Consider the following 13,705-nt stretch of genomic DNA (forward strand, 5'->3'; position numbering starts at 1 on the left):
TCCTCGAACGGTGACTTGTCACCGGCGGAGCATGAGAAATTAGCCAATTAATGTGTCCGGTTTTGTTGACCAGAACAGATTCCAAAGCAGCAATGGCGTACTCCGCGGGACTGCCGTGACATCGGCATTGGCACCTACTTCCGCCGCATAAGATAACGGTATAACATTGTTTTGAGCACTCTCAGTTGGCTCCGGAACCACCACAGGCACTGGCAACCACCGGCATTTTTTCTCCAACCGAATAGCAATATTTTCGGGTAAATGATCCGGCAGACGCTGCAACAGCGCATCCACACCATCAAGAAAACTCTGCTGATTAAAACGGGAGTTAAACAGCAGTTCATCCGCCGCCAACGCGCCATACAGCTGCACCATCAAGGGATCAATGGAGCTGTGCTGCCCACTCGCCACCGGGTACGCAAACTGGTTCTCATGGAAATAATAGCTGCAGGGCACACCGGCCAACGCTGGAAACAACCCCTTGAGCGTCGCCAGGTCCACCATGCTGGTGGCTAAAATCCGATCGGGTTGCCACGCTGTCAGTAACTGAGCCAGTTCATCCAGCCACGACAAGGGATTGCCGCGGATACGCCAGCGAAAATAGCGTCCGGGCAGTTCCAGTACCCGCCAGTCGGCATCCAGCTCCTCCTGTAACCAGTCGGCCCAGTAACCATGACTGTCCGAACGATACGCCGACAACAACAGTATTTTCGGGGTTGCAGACATACTCACTCACCTGGCCACTGTGTCTGGTGCAACATTCGCTCAACGCTCGCTCGACAATTGATTCAACTCTGATTGATACGCCTCAATACGCTGGGTTAACGCCTGTCGTTGCGACTCATATTGCTCTTTTTGTGCGTTAATCTGATCATCCAGTTGCTGGCGACGATTAACAGCATTGGTACCAGCAATGCCATCGCGGGTTTGCTGCAATGCCGCCAACGCCTGCGTTTGCTGCTGTGACAGCTGCGACAACCTTTTTTGAGCCTGGGCCAGCTGACGCTGCAATACCAGACGCCGATTATTGGCAGTCAGGTTTTTAAGCCCCGGATTATCATCACTGATCTGACGATCCCCGGCACTGGCAGCATCCGGTGACAACAGCGCCCCGGTATTCGCCGGTACTTCATACGATTGTGCTTGTTCCGATGGGTAATGATCCGGGCAAGGCATTTGCGAAAACAGCTTTTTACCCGCCGCGTCCGTGCAAATATAATACTCGCCAGCCCATAACGGCTGCACCAGCGATACCCACAGCAACAGTCCGCCCACCACACCTCGCCCGGCCCCGCGTCCTGCATCCACCACTACACTCATTTCCTGTTCCCTCTTTGCGTAACACATCGCCTGCACACCCTTGACCATATTTCTGACAACCGCCGCCGCGGACAATAGCAGAGCCTCAGCGCGGTTGCAGACTGCCATGACGAGAGCGCTGCAGTCAGGTAAACTGACGCACTTTTTTGAATCAGAGCCCGTCGCGATACTTGTTCTACCCGAACGGTGTCGCAGGCTTACTTTTTCCTTCGGCTTACAGAGACGACGCATGACAGACCACTCCGACACAACTCCTTCCGTCACCCCGTCTACCGGCTCAGGGACGGCTGGCCGCAGCGGCAAAGTAGGCTTTGTAAGCCTTGGCTGCCCTAAGGCCGCTTAATATAAACTCGGACGTTACTGCAGCCAGCAGGGAAGATCTTGGTTTCTGATGATGATAGCGTCGGGATCGAGGGGCTGCGCCTGTACCCTCCCGTCAACAACCGAAACGATCCAGCGATGGCATTCAATCTCTGCCGGATATGATGTAGACGACTGGCCAGCATCCTGACTGATTTTTTGTGATTCAGTCGGTCGTTTTTTTTCTGGTTTCATGAATATCTCCCTATCACTCCATGTGACTGTATTTTTATACAGTGATTCAGTCAATATTTTTTAAACCTCGATCTCGTAGTGCGATAGATCTGGCGCTTTTCCGATTATCCGCCCAGCCTGAATAATTGCCTTGCTGCTGGCAGCGACGGTATCCCCTTGTACTCGTAAGGTATCGCCGCTGCGCAGGGTGACGGTGCTGGTGCCGTCGGTGTGTACGGTGGTGACGGTGACGATGGTTTTGGCACCGGGGGCGATGAGTTTGCTGAGTCGTGTCCATGGGTTGCTCATGCGGTGTAGTCCTCCCACCCGGTGGGTTGATCGAGCGTGACGGTTTGGCGAACCTTGGCATTGAGTCGCCCCGGTACGCTGATGTTGACGGCGGTGACGTAGCTACGGTAGTCCCGGCTGCTGTCGGTGTGTTGTACGGCGACGTTCATGCCGGGCAGCAGGACGCCCGGTTCGTCGATTTCTGGGACGGGCAGTTCGAGGGTGTGGGTGACGCGGTCACCGCTGATGGCGAGTTCTGCGGTTCCGCGGCTGGTGTTGCATTCGATGGCGGCGATCCAGCTGTCAGTGACGTCGGCAGCCGGGCTGTCGCCATTGGTGCCCTGGCGAGTGATGGTGGTACTGACGCCGTCGGTTTCTCCGCTGACGAATACGGCGTTATAGAGTATGCCGGGGGCGTCGGCGTGTTGTTCGCTGGTGACCTGGCTCTCGTGGATCGTCGCGTCGGCGGCGATGGCGTAGAGATACCAGGGCATGGCGCTGAATCGGGGGCGGACAATAATACTGTCGGTGGCTGGGTCGGTTTGGACGATGCCACCGGCGGCGCTGGCGAGGCGTTTAATCACGGCCATCGGCGCGAGGCTTTGGTAACTGAACGCGGCGTTTGGTAGCGTCCAGTCAGGCAGATCGGTGACGTTCCAGTCGAGGGTGAAGCCGGTGCCGGTCAGTTCGGCGGTAGCGGCCTGCACGGCGGTGGTGGTGCCAATACTTTTGGTGCGCGCCGGGGCATAGGGTTCGGCGAGGTATTGGCTACGGCTGTAGCCGGTAACGGTAAACCGTTTGTTGAGCTGGTCGCTGACGGTTTTGGACTGGGCCGTTTTGGCGATGAAAAATTCCCACCGATGGCCGTTGATGATGATCGCCAGCTCTTTGCGACCGGTCGCATCGGGCGTGAGTAATGCGGCGCTGGCAGTGTTCAGCGCTTGGCAACTGAGCTTCCAGCAGACGGTATCGAGATCGGCGTCGATGCTGATATCAGCCAGTGCCAGCGGGGTTTGGTCTGGCAGTGTGTAGCATTGGACTGTGTTCATGATGATGTGTGTCTCTGCTGCGGTGGCGTCTGGCGCGGGGCCCGGTGTGAGTACGCCGAGCCAGTATGGGGTTTCGGTGGCGCTGGCATACTCGCTGATTGTGTCCCACGGTGCACCGATTGGCCGTCGGTGCTCTGGCGGCTGGTGATGGCTCAGGGCTACTCCGCTGAATACCGGCATTGGCGCGCGTTTGGTGAGGTCGGCACCACCCCAGTTGATGACGGAGTTGGGTATGTGCAGGCTGTCGTCAAACTCGATGACGGTGCTCAGGCTAGTGAACAGCTCGCTGTCCCGCAGGGCATCGGCGTCGGGTCGGACGGTATAGGGGTCGACAGTCAATATCGGGGTGCTGAGATGATGGTAAACGTAGCGGATTTGGGTATGTGCGATCAGCGTGTGGTCGCCAGTCAGCACCAGGCTGGCAGAGGCAATGGCTATGTCACTCCCCAGCTGCACGAACTCTGGCACGCCCCATCCGAGCGCGTGCAATTGCTGGCGCGATTCGGCGCTGTTGACTCCGGTACGATAGCCCAGGTGGTGCCAGGGAGGCTGTTGATACTGCTGACGGATCAGGGCACCCCGACCGCTGGCGGTATGAGCGGCAATATCAGCACCATTCTGCCGAGTAGGTGGCAGATAACCCGCTACAGAGGCACCGTTGGCGACGCGCTGCGCGGTACTGGTGCTGGTATAGCGGCAGATTATCTGGCTGACAAGCGCGGGCACATAGCTCATACGGAAAATGGCCCGGCCGATTTAGGACGCCAGAACGGCACGGCAACGAGCTGGACGTTGCCACTGGTGACGCTGGCACCCTCTTGTGTTGGCCATAGCGGTTCGGGGCCCAGCGTGCCGAGATTGCCGGATACGTACACGTAGCCGTTAGGCGCTGGCGGGTGTACCCGATCGCCTTCACCCAGGGTTTTGCCGGTTTCAAAATCGACACCGTAATCATCCAGTGCGGTCACGAGCATCTGGCCACTGTAGCCCTGCCATTCCAGGGTGTAGCTGCCACTGAGGTCGGATGTCGTGCTGGCGAGCAGGTAGACCGGATCTGCATCCAGCGCCACGGCCACGACCTGACGAGCGACACCGACGGATTCGATCCGGACGGAACCGGTGAAGGTCTTGGTTTCACCGCTGCCGCCTTGATTACCACCGCTGGTGAAACTGATGGTCGCCTGACCTGGGTCGTAGACGTAGTTGTCGTGCCACCAGACACCATCCACCAGACCGTTGTCAACACCGTAGGCAACCAGCTTATAGACCCGACCCTGGGTGATACCATCGAGAGAAAACAGTAACTCACTGCCCCGGACGACCAATTGCCGCTCAACGAATGACCTGTTTAGCCAATGCAGTACAAAATAATCTGACACATCGGCAGGCAGATTATGCACGAGGGATACTATCAGCGGAGGGGCCGCCAGCTGGACTGTTGGCAAGCTGTTTGAAACGACGATCATATCCAGTCTTCCAGAGCCATACTGACCAGCATTCGTTCATTAGCGGGAAGAACTGCAAGATAACAATTTTTACCGCTGACGCTGACCAGTTCGGTCAGCGGCTGAGTACTAATCCGGTCGGTAACTTGATAATTGAGGCCGGGACTGGATAGTAGCATTGGCAGCCGACACTGCTGATATGCATCAGCTACCGACGTCGTTGCACCGGCCCAAATCTCTACCGGTCTTAATTCCAGCTCAACGATCGAGTCAACATTATTATTGCCAAATGCTCCTCCAGAATCTGAAAATGGCCAATTGAATCCATATCGGTCATCGCTGGTGATCGAGCCTGACTGATCAGCCAGAATCACCCCTTGGCTCCCATGCAATCCATTATTTGAGTAACCTCCAACCCAGCCGCCAGCCATAAAAAAATTGCCTGAACTGGGCGCGCCAATAGAACCTAACCCCCGCAACGATCTGGCAGCACCACACACGAACACATCGTTATAAAGCCAGATAACATTGGTCGGGCTGGCGGTTATATATGCAGAGTTATTCGCGAACAGAAACACTGCAACGTTTTCGTTTGCGATCACGGCCCAATAATTTTGTTTACCACTATATAGGATGCCGGTTCGATCTGCCGCGCTCGGTAGCGACAATAGATCCGTCACTGCATGATAGCCCGACCGCGCATTGACCGCGGTTATTGCATCCACCATGGCGTCGGCAATAAACAAGGCGCATGGATTTGAGGATGAATCACCTCTAACGGCCCCCAGCACGCCGGATTGGGTGGCATTGGTGAAGGTGATGATGCCATCGGTTGACCACTCATCATAGACCACCGACCAGCCAGCGGCGGGCATGCTGCCGTAGCCGTCGACCAACACCGCTTTGGCGATTTCATAAAATGCGTCTTGTACATTACTGGCCACCGGTGCGCCGACGTCATCCCAGCGGTAGATTCTTGGTTCTGCGGCCATTAGTCAGCGTCTCCCATAAACTCGATATAGACGGATTGATTGGTCAGGCGTTGGTGACTGGGTAATGTGGTGCGGATGGCCTCGACCGGTTCGGCCGCGGCGACGGTGTTAAATCGGATGGTGTTGCCTGTTACCCATCCGGTGCCGTGGCCATCGGCCAACAGGGTAAAATACGGGGTGTTGGTGAATGGGTTTATGGGGGCGCAGTCCAAGTCTTTGGCGACGCCGGACAGTACGATGCCGCGTTGTTCGCCGATGACATCGAATGTGCTGGCCGATCGCCAGAGGATTTTCCAGCGCTCCTGTACGGCACTGGTGTTGTCGACTTGTAGCGGGTAGTTGAGATCATCGTACTGAGCGACGGAGGTGTCACCGGCCAGGTCGTCGTCGAACACGCCCGATACGTCGATTTTTTGGCAGAATAATCCCTCTACCCGTGCTTGCAGATCCCCCAACTCGACCACCGCGGATACCTGACTGCCGGCGGCGTAGTCGTGGGTGAGTTGGGTTAAAAACTGCAGCTGGCCATCCACCCGGGCCACGCCCACGGCGCAGAGGTCTTGCACGCGGTGGCTAACGGTCAGCGGCAGTGTGAGGCTGTTGCTGTCGGCGTCTTCAGCGCTGAACGGGTCGGCCAGTGTGACGATGCCGGTCTCGTTGTTGACGCTGTATTGGTCGGTGGCCAGTGCCGTACCGGCGGCATCGAGTATGCGCACCAGGGCCAGATCCGTTCGGCCACAGTCAATGGTTTGTGCAGCGGTGGGCGTGTTGATTTCGATGGTTTGCGTGTTGTGAACGAGGGCAAGATAACCGGCTTGAAAAATGGGCACCTTGCCGCTTGTGGGCAGTTTGACCGGATCGAGGCCGAGCAGATCGGGATCAACAGGGATGGTGGTATAGGCCACGGCGTTGTATGTCAGGGTACTGAGCAACACGGGCTGGGTGAATGAGAGCCGGATGATGCCGCTGGATAGCTCTACCGTGCCGGTGGCGGTGCCGGGGTCGGTAGTGATGGGCAATACGCCCTCTACTGCGCCCGTGAGTTCTGAGGTCAGTTCTGTCAGTTGGTCGCTGGCGTCGAATGATCCGGCAATGTCGCCCTGGCCATCGCTGTCGGCTCGCATCAGGGCGGTATCGGAGGCACGGCGGGCCAGTATCTGGACGCCACTGGCCCGCAGCGGAGATGCCGGGGTGCGGAATACCAGCTCTGAGACGAGGCCACTGGAGCGCCCAGATGCCCCGGATTGCAGGGTGGTAGCCAGGGTGCTGATTGAGGGCTGAAGCTGGCTGTAATCCAGTTCGATGCTGCCGTCGGCGTGATTGATTTGGCCGCACTGGAGACCTGCCGCGGTGGTTGCTGACCAATTGCGGTACAGGTAACCATCGCCGCGATCAACAACTTGCACCCCATCAACCGTAAATACCTGAGCGCCGATCAGTAGCGGGGCCAGGCCGAGGTTAACGTCCACCGTGATCTGATTGAGCGCATAAACCACGCTGACCGGGCCGGGGGTCGTGTCGGTCATGCGGTAGTACAGAACGGACGTTTGACTCTCGCAGCGGTAGCTGTAGAGCTGGGGCGTGCTGGTCCAGTTCCAGGAATTAATTCTCACGTCGTAGGTGCCCATGCGCGTGAGACCGCTGATATCGATCGTGATCACCCCGGTGCTGGTATTGATCGATCCGACCTGGCGGGTTTCGCCCTCTGCGGTGGTGTATACATAGCCATCGGCCCGACCGTTAAATGTCAGCGTGACGACTGATCGGAGCTCTTGGTCTGCGCCCTCGTAGTTGTATAGTCTCGGGATGGTAAAAACCGCCTGAAAATGCACGGTCTGCGGCAGGACGCCCGGTTCGGCCATCAGGCTCAGGCTGCCCCCGGTTTGCTCCGGCAAAACCTGGTTGCTGGCTGTCTCGTCCCCGGCGACTTGAGTGTATGCCACCGTCACTGGCCCATCGGGCAGGCTTGATGGGCTGAACGTCAGTTCGGTGCTGGTTATCTCAGCGCTGCCAGCGCCTGTCCAGGTGCCGTTGCTCAGTTCGGTCAGACTGTAGCTGCTGCCGCTGCGATCCCAACTGATTGCGGTGCTGCCAACCTCACGCTGCCCGGGCAGATCGACTTTGAGTTTGGTGGTTGGGGTGCCGGTGATCAGGGTCAGGTCGGCCACTGATCCCCAGGTGAATATGATGGCTGACCCGTCGTCAGGCTCCCCAGAGAGTACAAACGCAACGCTGCCGGTATCGTAGTTGATAGTGCCCGTCTCGCCCGCGTCACCACTGATAGCACCTGAGCCGTCATCGGACAGTTGATACCAGCCCCCGAGGTACAGGTAGTCGATGCGCAGGCTGCCGCGGGCCGGGATGGGTGAGAGCTGGTCGGTGTAGGTCAGCTGGCGATTGGCGACGCTGATGTCTACCGCGGCGGTGTATGGCGTTAAATCGACGGCGACGGCTGGGGTGTAGGTACCGCTGACGCTACTGGTCGTATTCAGTGAGAGCGTGATCTGGCCGGTGGCTGGTAGTACGGAGGCGGAGGACAGCCGCTCTGTCCCGCTGATCAGTTGCAGGTCGGTACCCACATCGTGATAGGTGCTGCCGCCGATGGTGAGTGTCAGGCTGCCGGGTTTCCAGCCCGTCATGAGGGTGCGGACAACGGAGCCGGACAGGTTGCCGTGGTTGAATGCCTGCTGGCTGCCGACCGCTTGAACGATTTGGGTGGCGACCCCTGGCACTTGATCGATCAGCGCTACTTCGCTGGAGACGACGGGTACCAGCGGGGCTTGGATGGTGTCCACCACAACGGCGGTATCGCCGGTGGTGGCATCTTCTGCCAGTTGGGTGATGCCGTAGTATTTTGCAGCGCCGCTGGCTTGTGTGGTGAGGATTCGGGTTGGATGTGAGGCGGTGGGCGATGGGTCCAGCCCTTCAAAATCACGCTCCAGTGGCTGGCTGATGCTGACGACAAACTGCCAGGCGCTGTAGTCGTTAAACTCGCCATCGGATACGTAGGTGTACACCGTTGACGCTGCGTCGACATCGGTGATTTTGACAAATTGCTGGTCTTCGGTGTCGATATCCTCCAGCACAATCACGGCACCAACTTCCGGCGCTTGGTCGGCCCGGTCGGCGTAGAGCACCAGGGCGTTTTGACCCTCGCGCTGGGTGCCGACTGGCCGCAGGGGGGACTGGATGCCGATCACGACGTAACGTTCAATCTCGGCTTGGATTTGCGCCCGTTCGGCGTAGTGGTCTCCGGTTTTATACAGCAGCGTGCTGACGTTATCGGCGGCGGCATCTTCGATGATGGCGACGCGGCTGCCGAGCAGTTTGTCGGTGTTGGCGGTTTCGACTTTGGGGAAAAATCGGCGGATCGACACCCCGCCGCGGGCGAGTTCGGTGCTGTCGATATCATCCCAGAGGTTGTTGATATCGCCGTCGGACAGCGGCGTGCCGGTCATCATGCCACCGCCGTCGGCGTTGTCGGTATTGCGTTCGGCACGCATCAGTTTTAAATCGGCATCGGTGATGGCCATTATTCGGACTCCGGATCAGGTTCTACGGTGATCAAGTGGATGGTTAGCTCGTACAGGGTGCTGGCGGTCGGGGTGGTTTCTGGGGCCAACGGTGTGGCGCTGATTCCGCCGCTGGCCAGATCGATCAGGACGGTGTGGACGGTGCTGTCATTCAGTGTCAGGGTGCGTTTTGTCAGGGGGCTGGATTCCAGCGCTTGCAGCACGGCCAGGTCTGCCCGATGAATCCAGGCTCCGGTCAATACGATGGGCTGGCCGTAGCTGAGGGCCTGCACATCGATGATCAGTGCTCCGGAGACGGCGCGCTCTTGCGAGCTGGCCCAGGGTTTAAACGTGGTTTCGCCCGACCAGTACAGATTCTCTGGCAGGCTGATGGTGTCGAGCATCATAGACTGGCCCCTCTCTCGTAGGCGTCTTCAATCATTTCGAGCAAATCGTCTTTATCGCTGGCCAGCACCTCTACGGATCGACTGCCCAACTCTATGGTGACGGTCTCTATGGAGGCGCTGGTACTGGCGGTGGTGGTATCGGCGCTGCTGCTGGTTGTACTGCTGGCAGTGGTGGCGGTGTCGGCGGCGGTCTGGGATTTTTGCTCAGCACGGATTTTTTCCAGCGTTTTGAGCGAGTCTTTATAAGCGGCAATGGCGTCGGTGTTGTTGGCGGCCTGGGCTTCTTCCAGCGCGGCTTGCAGTTCGGCTTTTTGGGTGAGGTATTGGGATTCTTGATAGGCCTCGGTGTCGCCTTGCAGGCTGTAGAGCTGTTCGCGCAGTGATGTGAGGGTGCTGGTTGCGGAGTCGCTCATTTGATCCAGCTGGGATTGTGCACTGGCCAGCGCGGCGCGGAGTGTTGATAGATTTTGAGAGCCCAGCAGGCTCATGTTGTTGCTGGCGGTGCGAGCGCTGTTGATAAGCCGCTGATTGACGTTTTCGCCGTCTTCCAGCGCGGTCATGTAGTCCTGGAATTTCAACTTTTGTTGGCCGTAGGCGAGTATCGTTTCGTTTTTTGCGGTGATGACTGAGTTTTTCCAGCTATTGAGGCCGGTGGGATCGAATACTTGGAGGCTGTCTAGTGCGATGCGGCCCATTTGCTCGCGAGCGCTTTCCATGGAGGCTTCGATGGCTTCCATTTCTGTCAGAATCGGGCCGCTGTTGATGCCCATTTTGTTGTCGAACATGACGCCCGCTTCGGCGCTGAGCGCTTGCATCTCTGAACGCACTCCGCGGAACCACGCGCCCAGGTCGTTGGTCAGGCCTTGTACGTCGCGGGCGCTGCCGGCGGCTTCGTCGGCCAGTTCGGCGGTGGCGGTTTTAGCGGATTTGGCCCCATCGGCGATGTGCTTGCCCGAGGTTTTACCGGCATTGCCCGCTTTGGTTTGTTTGCTGGTCAGGTCGTCGAGCAGGTCGGTCATTCCCAGTCGTGCGGCTTGGATTTCCAGCTCTGAATCGACAATGCCGTCGTTGGCAGTGATGGCTTTTTCGGCATAGACCATAAACGCGGCATCGATGTCGGAGACGCTGGCGGTGCCGGATGCGCGGATGGTTTCAAACGCGGCTTTGGCTGCATCGGCGGTTTTTTGTAGCGATGCCTGACTGGTTATGCCCAGGGTTTCGAAGGCACTTTCCAGATCGGCGGTTTGCAGTGAGCCTAATAAGGTTTGCAGCTGCTCAACCGAGACGCCCGCCGATTCTGCCCCGGCCTCTATTTTTTCCATCGCGGTTTTGATCAGGTCGCCAAATTGGCTCCGATCGGTGGCTGCCAGTTCTTTTAGGGCGGCAGATAGGCCGTCATTGATTTGATCGGTTGTTAGCGTTCCTTGCTGTTCCGCATTTTGTAGCGCGATCGCCAGGGCGGCAATGCCGGTTTCCCCCTGTTTCAGAGCGGTGACTACCGCGCCCGACATGACGCTGGCGAGCTGGCTGTTGTCATCGATGGCTGTTTGCAGCTGCTCGTTGACGGCTTGATAGGCCTTGCTCAGGTCGGCCTGTGTGTAGGCCATTTTTTGAGCGGCGTCTTGTGCGGCGGCCGTGACCTCGCTCTGACGTTGCTGGAATAGCCGGGCCGCTTCGGCCGCGCTGACGTAGCTGGCGGTTTGCTCATCAATTCTGATGGTGCCCGCGGCCAGGGCAGCTTCGAGGTCGCGCATGTTTTTAACTTGCACGCCGGTTTGCTGGCTGATTTCGGCGTATCGATCAGACAGCGCCTGTTGGGATTCGGCCAGCTGTTGGTTTACATCGGCCAGATCAGTGGTGGCGGTTTTGAGTTTTTTATAGGCGCTGGTGAGGTCGATCGCTTGGGTGATGGCCATGGCCACGACGGCGATGGGGATGGCTTTGCCCAGGGCGGTCATGGCGAGCGTTGTGAGACCTGTCGCCGTCGTGGCGGCGGCCATGGCCGGGACGACTTTCAGGAGCATGGCAGCGGCGACGGCGGTGCCGGCAGTGCTGGCCACGTCTCCGATGGTACCCAGACTATCGGCGACGCCGTTGATGGCATCGACGGCCAGTTCGCTGGCACCGCTGGTTTCGTTCAGTTCGCCGATGAATATTTGCCACTCATTTTTCAATTTTTCGACCGAAGCACCGACGGTGGCGGGCATCTGGCTAAATTCGTCGTCGATAGCGGCGGCTTGTTCTTTCAGTGCTTTGACGACGGTGTCGGTGGTCAGTTGGCCCTGTTCTGCCATGGCCCTCAGTTCGCCGGTGGTGACGCCGAGGCTGGCGGATAGTGCCTGTGACAGCCTGGGTGACTGTTCCATGACGCTATTAAATTCATCGCCGCGCAGCACGCCGGCGGCCAAGGCTTGTGACAGCTGGGTGATGGATGCGTCGGCTTCTTGCGCTGAGGCCCCGGATACGATGAAGGATTTGCTGATGGTATCGGTCAGCCGGGCCACGTCTTCCTGGCTGGTGCCCAGGTCTCGGGTGGCGCGGTAGAGTTTTGTATATAAGCCCGCGACGGATTCCAGCGCGGTGCCGGTGTTGTTGGCGGTGGTGCGGACGTCGCTTAGCCCCTGGTGGAAGGCGTCACCTTCTCCGACCGCGAGTTTGATGCGGCTGGTGAGGTTTGAGTAGCCGTCGGCCAGGTAGCTAAGGTCGCGCAGCATGTCGACGCCCAGGTCGAGACCCAGGAATCCGAGAAAGGCGTTGCGGGCCTGGGCAACTTGATCGGCGAGGTCGTCGGTCTCACTCCCCGCTCGTCTGGCGCTGTCTGCGTTTTGGTCCAGCTCGTCGTTGGCGCGATCCAGTTCGCGACGTAGGTCGTCTGACTGTCTGGCTAGTTCTGCTTCTGAGTCGGTGAGGTTGTCGGTGTCTATCCCTGCCCGGTCGATGGTTTCAGACAGCCGGGATACGGTTGTTCGGCTGGCAGCCCACTCTTTTTTCGCGGCAGCGGCGGCGATTTTGGCTTTTTCCAGCGCGAGGGCCAGTTCGGGGGTTTTGTCGGCCTTGAAGGCGGCTTTTAGTCGAATAACTTCACTGGCGGCAATGTCGAACGCGCCCTCTGCTTCTTTTGCGGCATCTTTGGCGCCGTCGAGCATTTTGATGGCCGCTTGTGCGCCTTCAAATTTTGCCAGCTCTGATTCTAGCTCCCGGGTTTTTTTCTCCAGCTCGCTGAGGCTTTCGCCCGCTTCGTCTGCGCCTGGGGATATCAGGTTTTTTACTTGCAGCAGCAGGGATACGATCGGGTTAGCCATGAGAGGTCTCTTCAGAGGGGCGGGAACCGGCACCATTTTTCCGACGCCGGGAAAATGATCGAGCGGTTCCCGCGCGGGTGGTTAGGATGGAATCCAGATTTTGCCGTAGCGGCTGATACCAGCTCCGGTTTTGCTGGTGTCTACGAGCGCTTCACCTTCAATCGTCATGGTGCCGAACTCGTCAGTGATCAGGCCCAGGCCGGTGGTTGGGCTGAATTTATTGCGATAGAGGGTCAACGGCTGGGCTACTCCGCCGTTGGCTTCGTTCAGCCCTTCGAATACGAGTTCGTACTCATAGCCGGAGTTGCTGAGGATTTCGATGGCGTTGACGGCCAGTTTGGTGTAGGTGATTTTGATTTCGTCGGCGGCACTGATGCCACCGCCCGCGATCGGGATGATGCCGAGCGGCTTGGCGGTGTAGTCGGTATTTTCGACGAAGGTGGCATCACCGGCCGCATTTTTGACGACGTAGCTGACGGTGGTGTCGGGCTGGTCGTTGAGCTGGATCAGGGCACCGGTGGCGGCGACGGTGTGGGATTCGTCGACAACTTCGGCGGCGGCGACGACGGTGGCATCGCCGTACAGCGCCATGGCAACGTTCTCTGGTTTGAGTTCTGCCAGGGTCAGACTGACTCCCATGGAGCTGATACGCTCGACCTTGTCGAGGTTACCGCCGCCGGGCTGTGTGTGTTGTGTGAGGGTGATTTCGTCGGTTTCGATAGACAGTTCGAGTTCGCTGACGTCGCCGATGGGCAGCAGGCCATGGGCGATATCAAGGCGGCGCAGGTAGACCTGCCCGGCACCGATGTAGGTGTAGACATTGCGAGACATAGTGACTCCATTGTTTGGTTGGGTG

Annotated in this window: 11 protein-coding genes; all 11 read right to left on the reverse strand. The window is 58.4% G+C overall.

Annotation, left to right across the window (positions count from 1 at the left end; all coding sequences use genetic code 11):
* Positions 1-39: 39 nt before the first annotated feature.
* The 11 genes from Q8W22_RS13420 to Q8W22_RS13470 all read right to left on the reverse strand — a co-directional run bounded on the left by Q8W22_RS13420 (position 40) and on the right by Q8W22_RS13470 (position 13,680).
* Positions 40-726 carry a DUF3524 domain-containing protein gene (locus tag Q8W22_RS13420; protein WP_305452653.1) on the reverse strand — a complete coding sequence of 229 codons (687 nt, stop codon included), beginning with the start codon at positions 724-726 and terminating at the stop codon, positions 40-42.
* A gap of 39 nt (positions 727-765) precedes the next feature.
* A complete protein-coding gene (locus Q8W22_RS13425) occupies positions 766-1,320 on the reverse strand; it encodes a PspA/IM30 family protein (protein ID WP_305413134.1) in 555 nt (184 codons plus the stop codon).
* Positions 1,321-1,677: 357 nt separating this feature from the next.
* Positions 1,678-1,875, reverse strand: a complete 198-nt coding sequence (locus tag Q8W22_RS13430) for a hypothetical protein (protein ID WP_305452654.1) — start codon at positions 1,873-1,875, stop codon at positions 1,678-1,680.
* A 60-nt stretch (positions 1,876-1,935) separates the two neighbouring features.
* A complete protein-coding gene (locus tag Q8W22_RS13435) occupies positions 1,936-2,163 on the reverse strand; it encodes a hypothetical protein (protein WP_305452655.1) in 228 nt (75 codons plus the stop codon).
* Positions 2,160-3,926: a hypothetical protein gene (locus Q8W22_RS13440; RefSeq protein WP_305452656.1), complete on the reverse strand. Its 1,767-nt coding sequence runs from the start codon at positions 3,924-3,926 to the stop codon at positions 2,160-2,162. The genes Q8W22_RS13435 and Q8W22_RS13440 overlap by 4 nt, the downstream gene beginning before the upstream one ends.
* Entirely contained in the window at positions 3,923-4,657 is a 735-nt protein-coding gene (locus tag Q8W22_RS13445; RefSeq protein WP_305452657.1) for a hypothetical protein, read from the reverse strand. The genes Q8W22_RS13440 and Q8W22_RS13445 overlap by 4 nt, the downstream gene beginning before the upstream one ends.
* On the reverse strand, positions 4,654-5,628 hold the full coding sequence (locus Q8W22_RS13450) for a hypothetical protein (RefSeq protein WP_305452658.1): 975 nt from the start codon (positions 5,626-5,628) through the stop codon (positions 4,654-4,656). Before Q8W22_RS13450 ends, Q8W22_RS13445 begins: the two co-directional genes overlap by 4 nt.
* The gene (locus Q8W22_RS13455) at positions 5,628-9,161 is read right to left on the reverse strand and encodes a hypothetical protein (RefSeq protein WP_305452659.1); all 3,534 of its coding nucleotides are present in this window, start codon (positions 9,159-9,161) and stop codon (positions 5,628-5,630) included. The genes Q8W22_RS13450 and Q8W22_RS13455 overlap by 1 nt, the downstream gene beginning before the upstream one ends.
* Entirely contained in the window at positions 9,161-9,547 is a 387-nt protein-coding gene (locus tag Q8W22_RS13460; protein ID WP_305452660.1) for a hypothetical protein, read from the reverse strand. Before Q8W22_RS13460 ends, Q8W22_RS13455 begins: the two co-directional genes overlap by 1 nt.
* Positions 9,544-12,849 (reverse strand): tape measure protein, encoded by a 3,306-nt coding sequence (locus Q8W22_RS13465; RefSeq protein ID WP_305452661.1) that lies wholly within the window; start codon positions 12,847-12,849, stop codon positions 9,544-9,546. Before Q8W22_RS13465 ends, Q8W22_RS13460 begins: the two co-directional genes overlap by 4 nt.
* 81 nt (positions 12,850-12,930) lie before the next feature.
* Complete coding sequence (locus tag Q8W22_RS13470; protein WP_305452662.1) at positions 12,931-13,680, reverse strand: hypothetical protein; 750 nt, start codon at positions 13,678-13,680, stop codon at positions 12,931-12,933.
* Positions 13,681-13,705: the final 25 nt, after the last annotated feature.

This window comes from Oceanobacter sp. 1_MG-2023, from assembly GCF_030689025.1.
GTDB lineage: Bacteria > Pseudomonadota > Gammaproteobacteria > Pseudomonadales > Oceanobacteraceae > Oceanobacter.